Origin of the sequence: Luteimonas sp. MC1825 (genome assembly GCF_014764385.1) — a bacterium.
In the GTDB taxonomy this organism is placed as follows: domain Bacteria; phylum Pseudomonadota; class Gammaproteobacteria; order Xanthomonadales; family Xanthomonadaceae; genus Luteimonas.
Genome location: NZ_CP061714.1, coordinates 1,824,691 through 1,844,817, shown reverse-complemented (window position 1 = coordinate 1,844,817; position 20,127 = coordinate 1,824,691). Strand labels below are relative to the sequence as shown.

The window sequence follows — 20,127 nt, the reverse complement described above, 5'->3', positions numbered from 1 at the left end:
CTTATTTCGGTGCGAGGCGCACGGCGCCGTCGAGGCGGATGGTCTCGCCGTTGATGTAGCGGTTGCCGATGACGTAGGCCACCAGGTCGGCGAACTCCTCGGGGCGGCCGAGGCGCGAGGGGAACGGGATCGACGCGCCGAGCGAGGCCTGCACGTCCTCGGGCATGCCGTCGACCATCGGCGTCCAGAAGATGCCGGGGGCGATGGTGTTGACGCGGATGCCGAAGCGCGCGAGCTCGCGCGCCATCGGCAGGGTCATCGCGACCACGCCGCCCTTGGACGCCGAGTACGCGGCCTGGCCGATCTGGCCTTCGTAGGCGGCGACCGAGGCGGTGTTGATGATCACGCCGCGCTCGCCGTCGTCGCCCGGCGCGTTGTGCTGCATCTGCGCGGCGGCGGCCTTGGCGACGTTGAAGCTGCCGACCAGGTTCACCATTACCGTGGTCGAGAACTGCTGCAGCGGCATGGGTGCTTCGCGGCCGAGCACGCGGCCGGCACCAAGGATGCCGGCGCAGTTGATCGCCGCGTCCAGGCCGCCGAGGAAGTCCCTGGCCGCCGCCACGTTGGCGGCCACGCCATCCTCGCTGGTGACATCGGTGCGGAAGTAGCGTGCGTTGGCTTCGCCCAGCGCGGCGATCGCGGCGCCGGCCTTGTCGTCGTTGACGTCGAACAGCGCGACCTTGCCGCCAGCCTCGACGATGCGGGTGGCGACGGCGAGGCCGAGGCCGGAGACGCCACCGGTGACGATGGCGCGGGTGTCCTGGATCCGCATGGAGTGGGTTCCTTGAAGGGAGCCCGCGATTTTAGCCCGACACCGGCGCTCCCAGGCGCAGCGCGAACTGGTCGGCCGGCAGGCCCGGCGCGAACAGGAACCCCTGGCCCACCGGCACGCCGAGCGCGAGCAGGAACGCGCGCTGCTCCTCGTTTTCCACGCCTTCGGCAACCAGGCCCAGGCCAAGGCTGTGCGCGATGCCGGCCACCGCCTGGCAGACGGCGACGTCCGAGGCGTTGCCGGGCACGCCGGTGACGAACAGCTGACTCAGCTTCAGGCCCTGGATCGGCAGGCGGCGCAGGTAGTTCAGCGCGCTGTAGCCCTCGCCGAAATCATCGATCGCCAGCGCGACGCCCATCGCGCGCAGCTGCGCGAAGGTGTTCAGCGTCTCGGGCGCGTCCTCGATCAGCACGCGCTCGGTGAACTCCAGCTCCAGGGCGGAACCGGGCAGGGCGTACTCGTCGAGCAGCGCGCGCACCTTGGCGGCGAGGTCGTCGCCGAGGAACTGCCGGTAGGAGACGTTGACCGCGACGCGCACGATGCCATGGCCGGCATCGCGCCATTCGGCCACCTGGCGGCAGGCCATGGACAGCACCCAATGGCCGATGCGCACTATGTCGCCGGTGCTTTCGGCGTGGGCGATGAAATGGTCGGGCCGCATCTCGCCGAGGCGCTCGTTGCGCCAGCGGATCAGCGCCTCGGCGGCGACGATGCGGCCGCTGGCCAGGTCCACCTGCGGCTGATAGACGAGGTGGAATTCGTCATTGTCCGCGGCATGGCGCAGCTGCGTCTCGAAGCGCAGGCGGTCGCGCTGCGACTGCGCCATGGCCGGGGTGAACACCTGCCGGCCGTTGCGCACGCGGCGCTTGGATTCGTACATCGCGGTGTCGGCGCTCTGGATCAGCGCGTGCGGCGTCTCGCCGTCGTCGGGTGCACGTGCGATGCCGATGCTGGCGGTGACCGCGAACTCCTCCTTGTCCACGCCGAAGCCCACCGCGAACACGTCGAGGATGGCGTCCGCCAGGCGTTCCGGGCAATCCGGATCGTCGGCCGTGGAGCAGGCGACCAGGAACTCGTCCCCGCCGAAACGTGCGATCAGGCCCTCGGTGCCCACCGCGCGGCGCAGGCGCTGCGCGGCGGTCACCAGCAGGTCGTCGCCGGCGGCATGCCCCAGCACGTCGTTGACCATCTTGAAACGGTCGAGGTCGATGTACAGCACCGCCACCCGCGACTGCGTCGCATCGGCCATGCGCGCGGCCAGTTCGCCGAGGATCGCATCGCGGTTGAGCAGCCCGGTGAGCGGGTCGGTGCGCGCCTGCACGCGCAGGGTTTCCTGGCCCTGCTTGTGCGCGGTGATGTCCTGCAGGGTGCCGGTGATGCGGCTTGCGCCCGGGTCGCCAGGCTCGGCCTCGCCGATCACGCGCACCCAGAACGCGTGGCCGTCGGCCCGCGCGCCCTGCAACTCGAGGTCGAAGCCGTGGCCTTCGAGGATCGTCGCCTCCACCGCGCGTCGGAAGCGCGGGCGGTCGTCGTGGGCGAGGCAGGCGATCATGTCGTCGATCGAAGCCGGCACCTGCGCCTGCGCCAGGATCCCGGCGGCGACATCGGTGAGGTACAGCCGCGCGCTGGCGCGGTCCCATTCCCAGCCGCCAATGCGCGCCAGCGCCTGCACGCGGTGGAACAGCGCGCTGTCGCGCTTGAGCGCGGTGACGTCGGAGAACATCGACAACGCCTGGTGCGGCCGGTCGCTGCCGGCGGCGTACTGCGGCACCGCGGTCACCGACAGCCAGCGCAGCTTGCGTTGGGGGCGGTGGTAGAGGCCAAGCAGGGTGCTGCCGACCAGGCGACCCTCGCGGATGGCGCGCATGGCCGGGTATTCGTCGGCCGGCATTTCGCTGCCGTCCTCGCGCAGCACCATCCATTCGCCGGCTGGCCGCGGCGTGCGCTGCTTCGGGTAGCCCGGCACATGCCCGGGCACGCCGATCATGCGCAGCGCCGCCGAGTTGGCGTAGACCAGGCTGCCATCGGCTGTCTGGATCACGATGCCCTTGTCGATCACCTCCATCAGTTCGCGGTAGCGCACCTCGGCTTCCTGCCTGCGGCTGAGGTCGCGCGCCACCGCCACCACGCACCTGCGGCCCTCATGCAGGAAACCCGCCGAATGCACTTCCACCGGGAAGCGCGTGCCGTCGGCGCGCATGTTGCTCACTTCGATGACGAAGCTCTCGCCGCGGTCCACCGCCTCCCACACCGGGCCCATGTGGTCCTCGGGCAGGTCTGGGTTGAGCACGTGGATCGGCTGGCCGACGACCTCCTCGCGCGGCCGGCGGTAGGCCGCCATGCCGGCCTTGTTGAGGTCGAGCACGGTGCCGTGCTCGTCGATGATGCTGACCGGGTCCGGCACCGCGTCGAACAGCGCGTGGTAGCGCAGGCGCGCGATCTCGGCGTCGACGCTGGCCGCCTGCAGCGCATCGCGTGCGCGGCAGAGCAGGTCGCGGGTGCGGGCGGGCAGGGTGGAGTCGCGGGAGGCGCAGTCGAGCGCTGCCAGGACCTGTGCGCTGCCGTCGTTGGCCGACGGTGGCACCGGGGTTTCCTGCAGGCCCGATGCGCTCATGTCGTGGCGCGTGCCCGGGTCACCCGGCTGCCGCTTTCGCGGCCAAGCAGCCCCGCCAGCCAGCGACCGGTATCGGCCAGCGCGTCGAGGTCGACACCGGTGTGGATGCCCATGCCGTGCAGCATATACACGAGGTCCTCGGTGGCGAGGTTGCCGCTGGCACCCTTCGCGTACGGGCAGCCTCCGGTGCCCGAGACCGCGGCATCGACCACCGCCACGCCTTCCTCCAGGCAGGCCAGCACATTGGCCAGCGCCTGTCCGTAGGTGTCGTGGAAATGCACCGCCAGCGCATCCATCGGCACATCGCCGGCCACCGCACGCAGCATCGCGCGCGCCTTGCCCGGGGTGCCCACGCCGATGGTGTCGCCCAGCGAGATCTCGTAGCAGCCCATGGCATGCAACGCGCGCGCCACGCGCACCACCTCGCCGACCGGCACCTCGCCCTGGTACGGGCAGCCGAGCGCGGTTGAGACGTAGCCGCGCACGCGCACGCCGTCTTCCGCGGCCTGCGCCAGCACGGGGCGGAAGCGTTCCAGCGACTCGTCGATGCCGGCGTTGGTGTTGCGCCGGTTGAAGGTGTCCGACGCCGCGGTGAACACCGCCACCTCGGTGGCGCCGACCGCGCGTGCGCGCGTGTAGCCGTGCAGGTTGGGCACCAGCACCGGATAGGCCACGCCGTCGCGGCGCGCGATGCCGGTGAACACTTCGGCGGCGTCCGCCAGCTGCGGCACCCACTTCGGGCTGACGAAACTGGTGGCCTCGATCGCCTGCAGGCCGGTTGCGGACAAGCGGTCGACCAGGGCGATCTTGTCGGCGGTGGCGATGATCGCGGCCTCGTTCTGCAGGCCGTCGCGCGGCCCGACCTCGACGATGCGCACCCGTGACGGCAGGGCCATGCTCAGGACTCCAGCAGGACCAGCACGGCGTCGGCCTCGACGAAGTCGCCTTCGCGTGCGCGCAGTTCGGCCACCACGCCGTCGCGCGGCGCCTTGAGGGCGAGCTCCATCTTCATCGCCTCCATGACCAGCAGTTCCTGTCCCTGCGCCACGCTGTCCCCCGGGGCCACCCTGGTGACGACGATACGCCCGGGCATAGGTGCCGCGATACGGTCGCCGGTGCCGGCCGTGTCGGCGAGCTCGGCCTCGTAGGCCGGGGCACGCTCGAAGCGCCAGTGGCGACGGCCGTCATGCAGCAGCAGGCGCGTGGCGTGGGTGTCCAGCCGGTAGCGCCGGCCGGCACCGCCGAAGCGCGCCGACAGGCCGCCATCGGCAAGGCGCGCGCCAGCCACCACGCTGTCAGCGCCGTCGCGGCTGATGCGGTAGTCGCCGTTGGCACCGTGCGCCTCGAACACGTGGCGCAGGCCGTCGGCGCGCAGCACCACGCGGCGCAGGCCGGCGTGGCCCAGGCGCCAGCCGTCGGCGACCGCCCAGGGCGAGCCCGGGTCGCTGCTGCCGGCCGCGGCGCAGCGGGCTTCGGCCTCTTCGGCGAGCAGCGCGGCGGTGGCGGCGGCCAGCAGCGCGGCATCGTGGTCGCCGGCATCGGCGGCGGCGTCGTTTCCGATGAACTCGTCAAGATGGCGGTCGAGGTAGCCGGTGTCGATGCTGCCGTCGACCACCGCCGGATGGCGGACCAGGCGTTCGAGAAAGGCGATGTTCGACTTCGGGCCTTCGATCGCGCAGTCGGCCAGCGCGTCGCGCAGCCGCGCCAGCGCGCCGGCGCGGTCGCGGTCGTGCACGATCAGCTTGGCGATCATCGGGTCGTAGAAGATCGTCACCACGTCGCCTTCGACCACGCCGGCATCGACGCGCACGTGCGCCGAAGGTTGCGGCAGGCGCAGGCGCTGCAGGCGGCCGGAGCCGGGCAGGAAACCGGCGTCGGGGTCCTCGGCATACAGCCGCACCTCGATGGCGTGGCCGTCGCGCGGAATCGCGTCCTGCGCCAGCGGCAGCGGTTCGCCGGCGGCCACGCGCAGCTGCCACTCCACCAGGTCCAGGCCGGTGACCATCTCGGTGACCGGGTGTTCCACCTGCAGCCGGGTGTTGATCTCCATGAAGAAGAACTCGCCCGACGGCGCGACGATGAACTCCACCGTGCCGGCGTTGGCGTAGTCGATCGCGCGCGCGGCCAACACCGCGGCCTTGCCCATGCGCGCGCGCAGTTCCGGCGTGAGGAACGGCGAGGGCGCCTCCTCGAGCACCTTCTGGTAGCGGCGCTGCGCCGAGCACTCGCGTTCGTTGAGATGGATGGCGTTGCCGTGGGCATCGCCGAACACCTGGATCTCGATGTGCCGCGGCGACTCGATGTAGCGCTCCAGCAGCACGCGGTCGCGGCCGAAGGCATTGCGCGCCTCGCGCTGGCAGCTTTCCAGCGCCGGCAGGAATTCCGCGGCCGCGCGCACCACGCGCATGCCCTTGCCGCCGCCGCCGTGCGCGGCCTTGATCATCAGCGGATAGCCGATGCGGTCGGCTTCGCGCCGCAGGAGCTCCGGCGCCTGGTCCTCGCCGGTATAGCCGGGCACCACCGGGACGCCCGCGGCGTGCATCAGCTCCTTGGCGCCGGCCTTGCTGCCCATCTTGCGCATCGACGCCGCCTTGGGGCCGATGAAGGCGATGCCGGCGCCCTCGACCGCATCCGCGAAGTCGGCGTTCTCGCTGAGGAAGCCGTAACCGGGATGGATGGCCCGTGCACCGGACTGCTTCGCCACGTCGAGGATCACGTCGCCACGCAGGTAGCTGTCCTGCGGCCGCGGGCCACCGATCGGATACGCCTCGTCCGCCAGTCGCACATGCTGTGCATCGGCGTCGGCCTCGGAATACACCGCCACCGTGGCGATGCCCATGCGCCGCGCGGTGCGGATGACGCGGCAGGCGATTTCGCCGCGGTTGGCGATCAGAATCTTGGTGAAGGGCATTTTTTTTGGCCACGGATTTCCGCGGATAGACGCGGATGGAGGAGAGTCTAGGTGCGAAGGGTGTTCTCGCGAAGGTCGCGAAAGACGCGAAGGTCGCGAAGGACGCGAAGTACTACACGGGGTACTTTTCTACTCGACCCAGCGTGGAACGCGCTTGTCGAGGAACGCGCCCAGGCCCTCCTGGCCTTCGGGTGAAACGCGCAGGGCCGCGATAAGGGCGGCGTTGTCGTGGTCGAGGCGGTCGGGGTCGGTGGCCGCGGCGACTTCGCGCACCAGGCGCTTGGCGTCGGCCGAGGCGAACGGCGCGGCTTTCAGCAGCAGGGCCACCTGGCGATCGATGGCGGCGTCCAGCTGGTCGGCGGGCACCACCTGGTGCAGCAGGCCGATGCGCAGCGCCTCGGCGGCATCGAAGATCTCGGCGGTGGCGAACCAGCGCCGTGCCTGGCGGCTGCCGATGGCGGCGATCACGTAGGGCGAGATCACCGCCGGCAGCAGGCCCAGGCGGCTTTCGGTGAGGCCGAACTTCGCCTCCGGCACGCCGATGGCGATGTCGCAGCAGGCCACCAGGCCCACGCCGCCGCCGAATGCCGCGCCGTGCACGCGCGCGATGGTCGGCCTGGGCAGGCGATCGAGGCTGCGCATCAGCCGCGCCAGGGCGAGGGCGTCGTCGCGGTTCGCGCCCTCGTCGGCACTGGCCATGGCGCGCATCCAGTTGAGGTCGGCGCCGGCCGAGAACGAGGCCCCGCGGCCCTCCAGCACCACCACCCGGACCGACGCATCGCCGGCCAGCGCATCGAGTGCCGCGGTCAGTTCCGCGATCAGCGCCGCGTCGAAGGCGTTGTGCAGTGTCGGACGGTCCAGGCACAGGCGCGCCACCGCGCCGTGCCGGGTGAGTGTCAGGGGTGCCGGCATCGTGAGCCTCCGCGTAAGGACATAAATGATAGCCGCGCCCCGTGACCGCGCTACAATGAGAACTGTTCCCATTTGGAAGTTCCCGTGAGGCTGACCGAGCTGCCGCGCCGCACGCCTGCGATCGTCGACCGCGTCGAGGCGCGCTACGACAACGACCACATCGCGCGCCGCCTGCGCGAGCTCGGGTTCGTGGCCGGCGAGGAAGTGCAGGTCACCGCCGCCGGGCCGTTCGGTTCCGAACCGCTGCTGGTCCAGGTCGGCTACACGCGCTTCGCCCTGCGTCGCGACGAGGCCGCGCGGGTGGTGCTGCGCAATGGCGACGCTCGCCCATGAGCGTCGACGCCAAGGCGCTGCCGCGACTGGCCCTGGTCGGCAATCCGAACTGCGGCAAGACCGCGCTGTTCAACCAGCTGACCGGCAGCCGGCAGAAGGTCGCCAACTACACGGGCGTCACCGTGGAGCGCAAGGAAGGGCGGCTGGTCGCGCCGTCCGGGCGCCAGTACGCGGTGCTCGACCTGCCGGGTGCCTACAGCCTGCATCCCTCGAGCCTGGACGAGGCGATCACCCGCGACCTGTGCCGCGGCTTCTATCCGGGCGAGCCGGTGCCCGACGCCATCGTCTGCGTGGTCGACGCCACCAACCTGCGCCTGCACCTGCGCTTCGCGCTGGAAGTGCGCGAGCTCGGCCTGCCGATGGTGGTGGCGCTCAACATGGCCGACGCCGCCGCGCGCCGCGGCGTGGTGATCGACCGCGCCGCGCTGGAGGCCGAACTCGGCGTGCCGGTGGTGGAGACCATTGCCGTGCAGCACGACGGTGCCGTGGCGCTGGTCGAACAGATCGAAGCGATGACCGCGGCACCGCGGGCGCCGCACAGGCGCCTGGGTGGCGCGGACGCGACGGTCGACAGCGACGCCCTGCACGCGGAGACCCGGCGCCTGCTGGCGCTTGCGGTCAGCATGCCCACGCGCACCGCGCGCCTGGACGACAGCCTCGACCGCTGGCTGCTGCACCCCGTGTCGGGCCTGCTGACGCTGGCGGTGGTCATGTTCCTGATTTTCCAGGCGGTGTACGCCTGGGCCACGCCGGTGATGGACCTGATCGAGGGGGGCACCGCGTGGCTGGGCGATGCCGTCGCCACGACCATGCCGGACGGCCCGCTGCGCAGCCTGCTGGTCGACGGCATCATCGCCGGGCTGGGCGGGGTGGTGGTGTTCCTGCCGCAGATCCTGGTGCTGTTCGCCTTCATCCTCGCGCTGGAGGAGTCCGGCTACCTGCCGCGCGCGGCGTTCCTGCTCGACCGCATGATGGCGGCGGCGGGCCTCTCCGGACGTTCGTTCATCCCGCTGCTGTCGAGCTTCGCCTGCGCGGTGCCCGGCATCATGTCCACGCGCTCCATCCAGGATCCGCGCGACCGCATCGCCACGATCATGGTGGCGCCGCTAATGACCTGCTCGGCGCGACTGCCGGTGTATGCGCTGCTGATCGGCGCGTTCATCCCGGCGCGCGAAGTCGCCGGCATGTTCAACCTGCAGGGCCTGGTGCTGTTCGCGCTGTACATGGCCGGCATCGTCAGCGCGCTGGCCGTGTCGTGGATCATGAAGCGCTGGCGCCGCGACAAGGGCGAGCACCCGCTGCTGCTGGAGCTGCCGTCGTACCGGGTGCCGCACCCGCGCGATCTGCTGATCGGGCTCTACGAGCGCGGCATGATCTTCCTCAAGCGCGTCGGCGGCATCATCTTCGCGCTGACCGTGCTGCTGTGGGTGCTGCTGTCATTCCCGGCGCCGCCGGCCGACGCCATCGGCCCCGCCATCGACTACAGCTTCGCCGGCCGCATCGGCCACGCGCTTGCGGCGGTGTTCGCACCGATCGGCTTCAACTGGCAGATCTGCATCGCGCTGATTCCGGGCCTTGCCGCGCGCGAAGTGGCGGTGTCCGCGCTGGCCACGGTGTATGCCCTGTCGGCCGTCGACGACGATGCGGCCAGCCAGGCCCTGCTGCCGATCATCAGCGACGGCTGGTCGCTGGCCACCGGGCTGTCGCTGCTGGTGTGGTTCATCTACGCGCCGCAGTGCATCGCCACCTGGGCCGCCATCCGCCGCGAGACCGGCTCCTGGAAGCTCATGGCCATCAACGCCGTGTTCCTGTTCCTGCTGGCCTACATGGCGTCGTTTGCGACCTACCAGATCACCGTGGCCCTGGGCGGCGGCTGACGATGGGCATCGGCCTGGCCGTGCAATACGGGGTGGTGGCGCTGGTGGTGCTGCTCGCCGCCTGGATGGCGCTGCGCCGGCAGTTTCCCGGCACCACGCGCCGCCTGCGCATTGCCGTCGCGCTGCCACTCGTGCGCGATGGCCGCCCGCCTTGGATGCGCCGTCTCGGCCTGCGTATCGCTCCCGCGGGTAGCGGCTCCGGCACCAGTTGTGGCGGTGGGTCGTGTGGTGGGTGCAGTTGAGGCTCTCATGTCGCGCGCTGGCGGGTTGGCACATCGCTTCGCGGTCTGACGGCCCTTCGGGCCTTTAGGCCCGCTGCGCGATGCGCCAACCCGCCCGTGGCGACGGTTTCGCCGGGTGGCGGAAAAGCCGGGGCGCGCGCTGGCGGGTTGGCACATCGCTTCGCGGTCTGACGGCCCTTCGGGCCTTCAGGCCCGCTGCGCGATGCACCAACCCGCCCGTGGCGACGGTTTCGCAGGGTGGTGGAAAAGCCGGGGCGCGCTGGCGGGCATGCCCGCCCTACGGTGTCGTCGTGAGATGGGCGCGGACTGCCTGGGCGAATCCGGCGCCGGCGTTGGGATCCTGGCCGAGGTAGAAATCCGGTTCGATCAGTTCGGCTTCCATCAGCAGCCAGCGGCCGTCGGCGTCGGGCACGACATCGATGCGGGCGTACAGCAAGGGCGCGCCGATCGCGGCCAGGGTCTGCTCGGCCAGCGCGAGCGCGCCGGCGGGCGGGCTCGGCACGGCGCTGTAGAGGCCGCCGTATTGCACCTGGATGCGGAAGTCGCCGTCCACCGGGCGCTTGTTGACGGCGTGGCTCAGGCGGCCGCCGAAGAACAGCAGCGAGGTTTCGCCAGCGGTCTCGATTGTCGGCAGGTAGGGCTGGATCATCGCGGCACCGTCGGGCGCGCCCACCAGTGCCTCGCCGCGACGCACGCGCTGCGTCTGCCAGGCACCGCCGGACACGGCGGGCTTGACGATCAGCTGTGCGGCGCCGGTTGCCTCGAACATCGCATCGATCTGTTCGCGCGTGACGCGCTCGGTCCAGGTGGTGGGCGGGATGGCGATACCGCGTCGCGCCAGTGCGTCGAGGTAGTGCTTGTCGGAGTTGGAAGCCAGCACGGCGGCCGGGTTGGCGATCGGCACGCCCGCGTCCTGCCATGCCCGGCATGCCCGCAGCCAGCGCGCGTGGTCGAGGTGGTAGCCCCATGCGAGCAGCGGCAGCACGAGCGGAATTTTCCATGAGCTGCCCGCAGTCGTCGACATGCGCGGTCCAGGGAGTCGGCGTTGCCGTCACGCCTGCGGTGGCGAGCGCGCCGGAGAGCCGCGCGAGTACATCGGGCCAGCTCCCGGCATACGTCTCATCCGCCGGGTCCGGCGTAAGGATGGCGACGCGGTTCGATGCAAAAGGCGTGTGCATGGCGGAGAGTCCAGGTCGCGCTGGCGGGTCGTCACATCGCTTCGCGGTCTGACGGCCCTTCGGGCCTTCAGGCCCGCTGCGCGATGCGCCAACCCGCCCGTGGCAAGCCTTTCGCGGCCCGAAGGGACGCCAACCCCGCGACAGCAATCGGCGCGGTGGGCGTGCACCGTGCGGAGCCGGCCTCGGCACGCAAGAAGGTGGAGCACGGTGCACGCCCACCGCCTCGCCAAGCCAATCACCTCAGTGCCGCGAAGTAGGCCTCTTCGGCATCCGCCGCATGTCGTTGGTCGGCATCAACTCCACCGCCAGCGTGAACGTGCGCGCATCGCCCGGATGGATGGCGCCCACGCCAACCACCTGGTGCGAGACCTCCTTGCCCTCGTCGTCACGGATGGTCAACACCACCGAGTACTCCCACGCGCCGCCCTCGGCGGGATGGCGGATCTCGCCCTCCACCTGCAGTGCACGCGTGACCTGGGTCGGCTGGGCCTTGTCTTCGAAGCGCAGGTAGTGCCGGCACGACGGGCACGTCACCGCGCTTTCCAGGATCGTCGTCTTGCAGTGCGGGCAGGTGCGCGTGGCACCTGCCGCACCGGGGCGTGTGCTCACGAGACCAGGTCGAGCCCGGCCTTCGAGGCGTCCTTCTTGCCCTTGTCGTCCTTGCCGGGCGCATCGTCGCCCCAGCCACACTCCACGTTGCCGCGGATGCGCGCACCGGCGGCCACCGTCAGCGTGCCCGCCTTGACGTCGCCCATCAGCACCGACGACGCCTGCAGTTCCACGCGCGACGCCGACTCGATGTTGCCTTCCAGCTCGCCGGCCACCGTGACCCGCTGCGCGCGCACGCCACCGTTGAGCTTGGCGCCGGTTTCGATGGTCAGGTCGCCTTCGACGTTCACGTCGCCCTTGAACTTGCCGGCGATGCGCACGTGGCCGCTGCCGGAGATCTTGCCCTCGATGGTGAGGTCGGCGGCGATCAGCGATTCCTTGAGCTGCGGCTGCGCAGGCACGCGCGGGGTCGGCGTGGGCGTCTGCACCGGCGTGAAGTCGGCGATCGCGGGCGCGGGCTCGCGCACCGGCGTGTCGAGGTGGCTGGTGGCGGTGTTGTTGCCGAACGGCAACGAGGTGTCTTTCTTGGCGGAACCTTGCGGGTTGAAAATGGCCATCGGGGGATGCTTCCTCGGGTACAGGGCAGGGCGTCAGGGAAGTCCGAGCCTATCACGCGAACGCCTTCACATCGCTGTGACACGGGTCACCAAACCTGAACCGCACCAATGACTTGCGCGCGTCGCTACATGCGGAAAACGCCGTAGCGGGCCGGTTCCACGGGGGCATTGAGCGATGCGGACACCGCCAGGCCGAGCACCCGCCGGGTGTCGGCGGGGTCGATGATGCCGTCGTCCCACAGCCGCGCCGTGGCGTACCACGGGCTGCCCTGCGCCTCGTACTGCTCGCGGATGGGTGCCTTGAAGGCCGCCTCCTCGTCCGCGCTCCAGCTGCCGCCGCGCGCCTCGATGCCGTCGCGTGTGACGGTGGCCAGCACGCTCGCCGCCTGCTCGCCGCCCATCACGCTGATGCGCGCGTTGGGCCACATCCACAGGAAGCGCGCGCCGTAGGCGCGGCCGCACATCGCGTAGTTGCCGGCGCCGAAGCTGCCGCCGATGACCACCGTGAACTTGGGCACGCTCGAGCACGCCACGGCGGTGACCATCTTGGCCCCGTCCTTGGCGATGCCGGCGTTCTCGTATTTCCTGCCGACCATGAAGCCGGTGATGTTCTGCAGGAACACCAGCGGGATGCCGCGCTGGTTGCAGAGCTCGATGAAGTGCGCGCCCTTGAGCGCGGACTCCGAGAACAGGATGCCGTTGTTGGCGACGATGCCCACCGGATAGCCGTGCAGGTGCGCGAAGCCGGTGACCAGGGTCTTGCCGTAGCGGGCCTTGAACTCCTGGAACTCGCTGCCATCGACGATGCGCGCGATCACCTCGCGGATGTCGAACGGCCGGCGCGTGTCCCTGGGCACGATGCCGTACAGCTCTTCGGCGGCAAACAGCGGCCCGGTCACCGGGCGCGTCGCCACCGGCAGCAGCTTGCGGCGGTTGAAGGTGCCGACGATGTCGCGGGCGATCTGCAGCGCGTGCCGGTCGTCCTCGGCGAAATGGTCGGCCACGCCGGAGACCGCGGTGTGCACGTCGGCGCCGCCGAGCGCCTCGGCATCGACGATCTCGCCGGTGGCCGCCTTCACCAGCGGCGGGCCGCCGAGGAAGATCGTGCCCTGGTCCTTGACGATGATCGACTCGTCGCACATCGCCGGCACGTAGGCGCCGCCGGCGGTGCACGAGCCCATCACCACCGCGACCTGCGGGATGTTGTCGGCGCTCATCCGCGCCTGGTTGTAGAAGATGCGGCCGAAGTGCTCGCGGTCCGGGAACACCTCGTCCTGCAGCGGCAGGAACGCGCCGCCCGAGTCGACCAGGTACACGCAGGGCAGGTGGTTCTCGCGCGCGATCTCCTGCGCGCGCAGGTGCTTCTTCACCGTCATCGGGAAGTAGGTCCCGCCCTTGACGGTCGCGTCGTTGGCCACCACCACCACTTCCTGGCCCATCACCCGGCCGATGCCGCAGACCATGCCGGCCGCGGGCGCGGCGCCGTCGTACATGTCCTCGGCGGCCAGCGGCGCGATCTCGAGGAAAGGGGAACCGGGGTCGAGCAGGGCGGCGATGCGCTCGCGCGGCAGCAGCTTGCCGCGCGCGACGTGCTTCTCGCGTGCCTTGTCGCCACCGCCGTCGGCCGCGCGTGCCAGGCGCCGGTCGAGTTCGTCGACCAGGGCGCGGTGGTGTTCGACATTGCCGGTGAAGTCGCTGGACGCGGTGTCCAGGCTGCTGCTGAGGACGGGCATGCGCTCACATCGGGCTGCGGGTGGCCGGCAAGGATACCCGCAAGAAAAAAGGCCCGCCGAAGCGGGCCCTGCTGCCGGGCAAAGCCTGGCGGCGAAGGTCAGTCTTCGACCTTCTCGGCGGCGCGGTCGGCCGAGTCGGCGGCGTCGCGCAGTGCTTCGGCGGTGGCGGCCTGCGCATTGTCGGCGGCGGCAGCGGCAGCGGCCTGCGCTTCGGCGGTGGCCTGGTCGACGGCCATCTCGGCTTCGGCGGCGGTTTCGCCGGCGGCAGCGGCAGCGGCGTTGGCGGACGCGGCAACGGCGTCACCGGTGGCTTCAGCGGCCTGGCCGATGGAGTCGCCGGCGGTCTCGGCGGTGGCTTCGGCTTCGGCCGACGCCTGCTGGGCGGTGGAGGTCTCGTTCTGGCACGCGGCGAGCGCGAAGGTGCAGGCGGCCAGCAGCGCGATGGTCTTGATCTTCATGGGATATCCCCTGGGCAGTGTGGTGGAGCGGAGGTGCAACGGTCGGAAAGGAAAAGCCGCTGGCGGACCAGCGGCTTCTCTTTTTACATGACGCTTGCGATACGACCGACCCGATTACGGGGTCGCCGCGTCCTTGACAGCCTCGGCCTCGTTCTCGGCGGCGTCGGCAGCGTCCTGCGCGGTGTCGAGCGCGTCTTCGGCGGCATCGGCAGCAGCGTCGGCGGCTTCGCCGGTGGTCGCGGCAGCAGCGGCAGCGGCCTGGTCGGCAGCGGCGTCAGCAGCGGCAACGGCCGAGTCGGCAGCGGCGTCGGCAGCCTGCGTGCCGGCCATGGCGGCGTCGGCAGCAGCCTGGTCGGCGGTCTGCGCGGCGTCGGCAGCGGCGTCGGCGGCGGCGTCCTTGTTGGTGCACGCGGTCAGGGCGAAGCCCAGCGCCAGCGCGATCAGCAGCTTGTTGATGGTCATTTGGTACATTCCTCGTCGTGGATTGGGCAACGCGCAACTGCGCGCCGCGACAATGATGACAAGCCTCGATTGGCTGTCAAGCGGTAGTTTGAAGTGCCAGAGGTAAAGGGCGCGTTAACGGATCAGGCAAGTTCCACCGCAATCGCCGTCGCTTCGCCACCACCAATACACAGGGACGCCACGCCGCGCTTGCCGCCGCTGGCCTTCAGGGCGTGCAGCAGGGTGACCACCAGGCGCGCTCCGCTGGCGCCGATCGGGTGTCCCAGGGCGCAGGCGCCACCATTGACGTTTACCTTGGCGTGGGGAATGTCGAGATCGTGCATGGGCGCCATGGCGACGCACGCGAACGCCTCGTTGATCTCGAACAGGTCGACGTCGGCGACCGTCCAGCCGGCTTTGGCAAGCACGCTTGAAATCGCTTTCACCGGCGCGGTGGTGAACCATTCCGGGGCCTGCGCGTGGCCGGCATGCGCCACGATGCGCGCCAGCGGGGCGATCCCGCGGCGCGCGGCCTCGTCGGCCGACATCAGCACGACCGCGGCGGCGCCATCGGAAATCTTCGAGGAGGATGCCGCCGTCAGCAGCCCGTCCTTGCCGAACGCCGGGCGCAGGCCCGGGATCTTGCCGACATCGATGCGGCCCGGTTCCTCGTCGCTGTCCACCACCACCTCGCCCTTGCGGGACTTCACGGTGACCGGCGCGATCTCGTCCCTGTAGGCACCCGAGGCCTGCGCCTGCTGCGCGCGACGCACGCTCTCGGTGGAGAACGCATCGAGCGCCTCGCGGCTGAAGCCGTACTTCTCGCAGGCGGCATCGCCGAACACGCCCATCGCCTTGCCGTCGTCGGGGTTGGTCAGGCCATCGTGGGCCATGTGGTCGAGGAACTCGGCGCTGCCGAAGCGCAGGCCGGTGCGCGAACCGTTGAGCAGGTGCGGCGCATTGGTCATCGACTCCATGCCGCCCGCCACCACCACCGAGGCCGAGCCGGCCTTGATCATGTCGTGCGCCAGCATGATGGTCTTCATGCCCGAGCCGCACACCTTGTTGACGGTGGTGCAGCCGGCGGCATCGTGGATGCCCGCGGCGCGCGAAGCCTGGCGCGCGGGCGCCTGGCCAAGGCCGGCCGGCAGCACGCAGCCCATCAGCACTTCGTCGACCTGATCGCCAGCGACGCCCGCAGCGGCGAGCGCGGCGGAGATCGCCGTGGCACCGAGGGTCGGGGTGGGCACGCCGGTGAACTGGCCGAGCATGGAACCGATGGCGGTGCGCTTGGCACCGACGATGACGATGTCGGTCATGGTGAACTCCGTGGGGATTGTGCTGGCATTATCGCACCGCGCCAGCGCCGCGGAATCGTCCATTCGGGCCAGCCGCGGCTGCCATGCTTGGCGCCTGGCGGGTTTTTGGCGTAATAGCGGTGCTGCGGCAACTTCCAGGGAGAGGGTGATGGCGGGAATCAGGTGGGCAGGCACCGATGGCAGGACCATCGCAAGGCTGGCAGTGGCGATGCTGGCAGCCGCGCTTGCGGCATGTGGCGGCGGTGGTGGTGGTGACAATGTGCGTGTCGACCCGCCGCCAGCAGCGCCACCCCCGCCACCCCCGCCGCCCCCGCCGCCGGTGGTGGAAGCGCCCAATCCGGCGTACAGCCAGCATCTCGTCCATACGAATGCCGCCGCGGCGCACGCCGCCGGCTACACCGGTGCCGGCGTGCGCATCGGCTTCGTCGACAGCGGCGTCAACCGCAACCATCCGGCGTTCGGCGGCCGGGTGGTGTCGAACCTCGTGTACATCGACGGCCGCAACAACAACCTGACGGTGGACGATGTGGTGGGCCACGGCACCGCGGTGGCGCAGGCCGCGGCGGGGCAGGCGTTCGGCAAGTGGCCCGGCGGCATCGCGCCGGGAGCGGAAATCGTGTCCGCGCGCATCATCAGCGACAGCCCGCCGGAAGACGACGGCTCCGGCGAGGGCAACGAGGTCGACGGACCGCTGGGCCTGGCCGGCGTGCACCGCGACCTGATCGACCGCGGCGTGCGCATCATGAACAACTCCTGGGGCGGGCTGTACTGGAGCAATCCGAACGTCACCGCGGCGATCGCCGCCGAGTACCGGCCCTTCATCATCGGCAACGACGGCCTGGTGGTGTTCGCCACCGGCAACTCCGCCTTTGCCACTCCATCCGACATGGCGGCGCTGCCGAGCCAGCAAGGCCCCGGCGGCAGCCTGCCCGCGGCGGACCTTGCGCGCGGCTGGATCGCGGTGGCGGCGCTTGCCGAAGGCAGCACCTCGCACCTGGGCACATACTCCAATGCCTGCGGCATCGCCATGGACTACTGCATGGTCGCGCCCGGCACCGTGGTGGTCACCGGCGCGGACAATCCGCCGCATGCCCCGGACTACTGGCGCTGGTCCGGCACGTCGCTCGCGGCGCCGCTGGTGTCGGGCGCTGCCGCGCTGGTGTGGCAGGCGTTCCCGTACTTCAACAACGACCTGGTGCGGCAGACGCTGCTTGGCACCGCGACCGATCTCGGCGCCAGCGGCATCGACCCGGTGTTCGGCAACGGCGCACTCGATGTCGGCAAGGCGGTCGGCGGTCCGGCGCGGCTCGACTGGGGCACGGTCACCGCGGACTTCGACGGCTTCAGCTCGAGCTGGTGGAACCAGCTCTCCGGCGCCGGTGCGGTGCGCAAGCAGGGCAGCGGCACGCTGGTGCTTGAAAACAACGCGCTCAACGGCGGCGGGCTCGAGGTCGCGGAGGGTACGCTGCATGCCAGGGGCGGGGTGGCGGGCGACGTGTGGGTGGGTCCCGCAGGCCGGTTCCTCACCGGGACGCGGCTCTGGGGCGGCCTGGAGAACGCCGGCCGGGTCGAGGTGCGCGCACCCGGCGGCCAGGGTGGCAGTGACCGCCTCACCCTCGAGGTGCAGGGCGACCTCATCCACCGTGCCGGCGCCACGCTCGGCATCGAGCTGGGCACCGGACTGCGCGTCATCGGCGCCGCGGTCATCGAGGGCGGCGACCTGCAGGTGCTCGGCGTGCGCAACGGCTACACCACCTCGAGCCGCGAGGAGCTCCTGTTCGCGACGGCACGTGTGACCGGCACCTTCGACGCGCTGACCGCGGCACCGGGCGTGTTCCTCGACGCCAGCCTGGCGTATACCGACTTCCACGTCTGGCTCGACATCCAGCGCCTGGACATCACCGCGGTCGCGGCCTCGTTCAACGCCATCACGCCGGCCAGCATGCTGTCGGCGGAGCGCATCGAGCAGGCGTTCCGCGAGATCGACCGCCAGCAGCGTGATGCCGGCGGGGCGATCGACGGCGGCTTCATCGCTGCTGCCGGCGAGTTCCAGCGCATTGGCACCCAGGCCGGCGCACAGCGGGCGCTGTCAAGCCTGTCGGGCGAGCTGCACGCCGCGGCCACGGCGATGACGCTGGACACCATCGACATGGGCCGGCGCGCGCTGTCGTCGCGCTTCGATGCGTTCGACGGCAATGCGCGCGGTGCGGGCGCATGGACGCGCACGCTCGGCAGCGGGGGCGAGGGTGGCCTTGCCGGCAACGGCTTCGCGGTCGACGGCTGGTTGATGGGGCGCGATCACGACCTCGGCAACGGCGCGACCGCCGGCTTCGCCTTCGGCGAGACCCGCGCGCTGGGCCGCGTCGAAGGCCTTGGCGATCGCGGCCACGACCGCCAGACCCTGGGCACGGCGTATGCCGGCTGGCTGCGTGGCAACGCCTATCTATCGGGTCAGGCCACGTCGGGGCGTTTCCAGCGCGACATCGAGCGCCGCCTGTTTGCCGGCGGCGACACCGCGGGCGTCTCCAGCCGCTACGGCGGCGACTACTCCGCGGCCAGCCTCGAGACCGGCTACCGCTTCGACATCGCCGGCGTCGCACTCACGCCCTACATCGCCGCCCAACACGCGCGCATGCGCAGCGACGGCTTCAACGAAGGCGGGGCCGACGGCTTCGGCCTGCGCACGGACGCGTGGTCGGCAAGCCGCAGCCAGGCGATCGCAGGCCTGCGCATGGAAGGCGCGTGGCACGGCCTGCGCGTGCACGGCTACGGCGAGTGGCAGGAGACGCTGGCCGCAAGCGGCTTCGACGTGGCGGCGAGCTTCACCGGCGTGCAGGCCTGGGCGCCGCTGGGCGGGCAGGCGCCGGCGCTGTCGGGCGGCGTGTTCGGCCTGGGTGTGCAGTCAAGGCTGGGCCGCAACGCGATGCTGGGTCTCGGCTTCGACCAGCGCTTCGGTCCGCGCGGCGATGAGCGGATGGTCTCGCTGCGCTACGCGGCGGGGTTCTAGGCCCGCCCTTCGAACAGCTCGCGGCCGATCAGCATGCGCCGGATCTCGTTGGTGCCGGCGCCGATCGCGTACAGCTTGGCGTCGCGCAGGATGCGGCCGGTCGGGTACTCGTTGATGTAGCCGTTGCCGCCCAGCGCCTGGATGCCTTCCAGCGCCACCTGCACCGCGGCTTCGGAGGCGTGCAGCAGGCAGCTGGCCGCATCCACGCGCGAGCGGTGGCCGGCGTCGTAGTCGCGCGCCACCTGGTAGGCAAACGCGCGGCTGGACTGCAGCGCCGTGTACATGTCGGCGATCTTGGCCTGCATGATGCCGAAGGTGCCGATGGCGGCATCGAACTGGCGGCGCTCGCGCACGTAGGGCAGGGCGGCATCCAGCGCCGCCTGCATCAGGCCGATCGGGCCGCCCGAGAGCACCAGGCGTTCGGTGTCCAGGCCCTTCATCAGCACGCGCACGCCCTGGTTCACCTCGCCCAGCACGTTCTCCACCGGGATCGCGCAGTCCTCGAACACCAGCTCGCAGGTGTTGGAGCCGCGCATGCCCAGCTTGTCGAGCTTCTGCGCGGTGCGGAACCCGGGCATGCCGCGTTCCACGATGAACGCCGTCATGCACTTGCTGCCGGCATCCTTGCCCGCGGTGCGCATGTACACCACCAGCACGTCGGCCTCGGGGCCGTTGGTGATCCACATCTTGCTGCCGTTGGCGACCCACACGCCGTCGCGCAGCTCGGCGCGGCAGGCCATCGAGCCGACCACGTCGGAGCCGGCGCCGGCCTCGCTCATCGCCAGTGCGCCCTTCCACTCGCCGCTGCACAGCTTGGGCAGGTACTTCGCGCGCTGCGCATCGTTGCCATTGGCGTAAAGGTTGTTGACGCAGAGGTTGGAGTGCGCGCCGTACGACAGGCCGATGGCGCCCGAAGCGCGCGAGATCTCCTCCATCGCCACCAGGTGCGCCAGGTAGCCCATGTCGCTGCCGCCGAATTCACCCGGCACGGTCAGGCCGAGCAGGCCCATCTCGCCGAGCTTCGGCCACAGCGCCTGCGGGAACGCGTTGTCGCGGTCGGCGGCCTCGGCGAGCGGCGCGATCTCGGCCTCGGCGAAACGGCGCACGGCGTCGCGCAGCGCGTCGATGTCTTCTCCCAGTGGAAACGGGCGCATGTTCGATCCT

17 protein-coding genes are annotated in these 20,127 nt (G+C 70.8%); 4 read left to right on the top strand and 13 right to left on the bottom strand.

Translation table 11 applies throughout. From position 1 onward, the window contains the following. Window position 1 precedes the first annotated feature (1 nt). The 5 genes from IDM46_RS08535 to IDM46_RS08515 all read right to left on the bottom strand — a co-directional run bounded on the left by IDM46_RS08535 (window position 2) and on the right by IDM46_RS08515 (window position 7,209). Window positions 2–772: an SDR family NAD(P)-dependent oxidoreductase gene (locus IDM46_RS08535; RefSeq protein ID WP_182820574.1), complete on the bottom strand. Its 771-nt coding sequence runs from the start codon at window positions 770–772 to the stop codon at window positions 2–4. 31 nt (window positions 773–803) lie between these two features. After that, entirely contained in the window at window positions 804–3,386 is a 2,583-nt protein-coding gene (locus IDM46_RS08530; RefSeq protein ID WP_182820575.1) for an EAL domain-containing protein, read from the bottom strand. Beyond that, window positions 3,383–4,276 carry a hydroxymethylglutaryl-CoA lyase gene (locus IDM46_RS08525; protein WP_185115585.1) on the bottom strand — a complete coding sequence of 298 codons (894 nt, stop codon included), beginning with the start codon at window positions 4,274–4,276 and terminating at the stop codon, window positions 3,383–3,385. Before IDM46_RS08525 ends, IDM46_RS08530 begins: the two co-directional genes overlap by 4 nt. Before the next feature lie 8 nt (window positions 4,277–4,284). Further along, on the bottom strand, window positions 4,285–6,297 hold the full coding sequence (locus IDM46_RS08520; protein WP_185115471.1) for an acetyl/propionyl/methylcrotonyl-CoA carboxylase subunit alpha: 2,013 nt from the start codon (window positions 6,295–6,297) through the stop codon (window positions 4,285–4,287). Between the two features lie 129 nt (window positions 6,298–6,426). Next, on the bottom strand, window positions 6,427–7,209 hold the full coding sequence (locus tag IDM46_RS08515; protein WP_185115470.1) for an enoyl-CoA hydratase-related protein: 783 nt from the start codon (window positions 7,207–7,209) through the stop codon (window positions 6,427–6,429). A gap of 84 nt (window positions 7,210–7,293) precedes the next feature. Between IDM46_RS08515 and IDM46_RS08510 the strand changes: the two genes are divergently transcribed. The 3 genes from IDM46_RS08510 to IDM46_RS08500 are packed head-to-tail and all read left to right on the top strand — an operon-like array spanning window position 7,294 to window position 9,661. Next, complete coding sequence (locus IDM46_RS08510; protein ID WP_182820578.1) at window positions 7,294–7,542, top strand: FeoA family protein; 249 nt, start codon at window positions 7,294–7,296, stop codon at window positions 7,540–7,542. Continuing rightward, complete coding sequence (feoB, locus tag IDM46_RS08505) at window positions 7,539–9,419, top strand: ferrous iron transport protein B (RefSeq protein ID WP_185115469.1); 1,881 nt, start codon at window positions 7,539–7,541, stop codon at window positions 9,417–9,419. Before IDM46_RS08510 ends, feoB begins: the two co-directional genes overlap by 4 nt. A gap of 2 nt (window positions 9,420–9,421) precedes the next feature. Next, window positions 9,422–9,661 carry a DUF6587 family protein gene (locus IDM46_RS08500; RefSeq protein ID WP_182820580.1) on the top strand — a complete coding sequence of 80 codons (240 nt, stop codon included), beginning with the start codon at window positions 9,422–9,424 and terminating at the stop codon, window positions 9,659–9,661. Between the two features lie 277 nt (window positions 9,662–9,938). On the opposite strand, the gene IDM46_RS08495 is transcribed toward IDM46_RS08500, so the two are convergent. From IDM46_RS08495 to IDM46_RS08465, 7 genes are all read right to left on the bottom strand, one after another. Then, window positions 9,939–10,685, bottom strand: a complete 747-nt coding sequence (locus IDM46_RS08495) for a hypothetical protein (RefSeq protein WP_221441855.1) — start codon at window positions 10,683–10,685, stop codon at window positions 9,939–9,941. 394 nt (window positions 10,686–11,079) lie between these two features. Further along, window positions 11,080–11,448, bottom strand: a complete 369-nt coding sequence (locus IDM46_RS08490; RefSeq protein WP_182820582.1) for a hypothetical protein — start codon at window positions 11,446–11,448, stop codon at window positions 11,080–11,082. Continuing rightward, a complete protein-coding gene (locus IDM46_RS08485) occupies window positions 11,445–12,005 on the bottom strand; it encodes a polymer-forming cytoskeletal protein (RefSeq protein WP_182820583.1) in 561 nt (186 codons plus the stop codon). Before IDM46_RS08485 ends, IDM46_RS08490 begins: the two co-directional genes overlap by 4 nt. Window positions 12,006–12,130: 125 nt before the next feature. Further along, entirely contained in the window at window positions 12,131–13,738 is a 1,608-nt protein-coding gene (locus IDM46_RS08480) for a carboxyl transferase domain-containing protein (protein ID WP_185115468.1), read from the bottom strand. A gap of 98 nt (window positions 13,739–13,836) precedes the next feature. Continuing rightward, window positions 13,837–14,196: a hypothetical protein gene (locus IDM46_RS08475; protein WP_182820585.1), complete on the bottom strand. Its 360-nt coding sequence runs from the start codon at window positions 14,194–14,196 to the stop codon at window positions 13,837–13,839. A 114-nt stretch (window positions 14,197–14,310) separates the two neighbouring features. Continuing rightward, window positions 14,311–14,658, bottom strand: a complete 348-nt coding sequence (locus tag IDM46_RS08470) for a hypothetical protein (RefSeq protein WP_182820586.1) — start codon at window positions 14,656–14,658, stop codon at window positions 14,311–14,313. Window positions 14,659–14,780: 122 nt separating this feature from the next. Further along, a complete protein-coding gene (locus IDM46_RS08465) occupies window positions 14,781–15,956 on the bottom strand; it encodes an acetyl-CoA C-acyltransferase (protein WP_182820587.1) in 1,176 nt (391 codons plus the stop codon). Window positions 15,957–16,104: 148 nt separating this feature from the next. Between IDM46_RS08465 and IDM46_RS08460 the strand changes: the two genes are divergently transcribed. Then, window positions 16,105–18,963 (top strand): autotransporter serine protease, encoded by a 2,859-nt coding sequence (locus IDM46_RS08460; RefSeq protein WP_185115467.1) that lies wholly within the window; start codon window positions 16,105–16,107, stop codon window positions 18,961–18,963. Here the strand turns inward: IDM46_RS08460 and IDM46_RS08455 are convergent. Further along, window positions 18,960–20,117, bottom strand: a complete 1,158-nt coding sequence (locus tag IDM46_RS08455; protein WP_185115466.1) for an acyl-CoA dehydrogenase family protein — start codon at window positions 20,115–20,117, stop codon at window positions 18,960–18,962. The genes IDM46_RS08460 and IDM46_RS08455 overlap by 4 nt on opposite strands. Window positions 20,118–20,127: the final 10 nt, after the last annotated feature.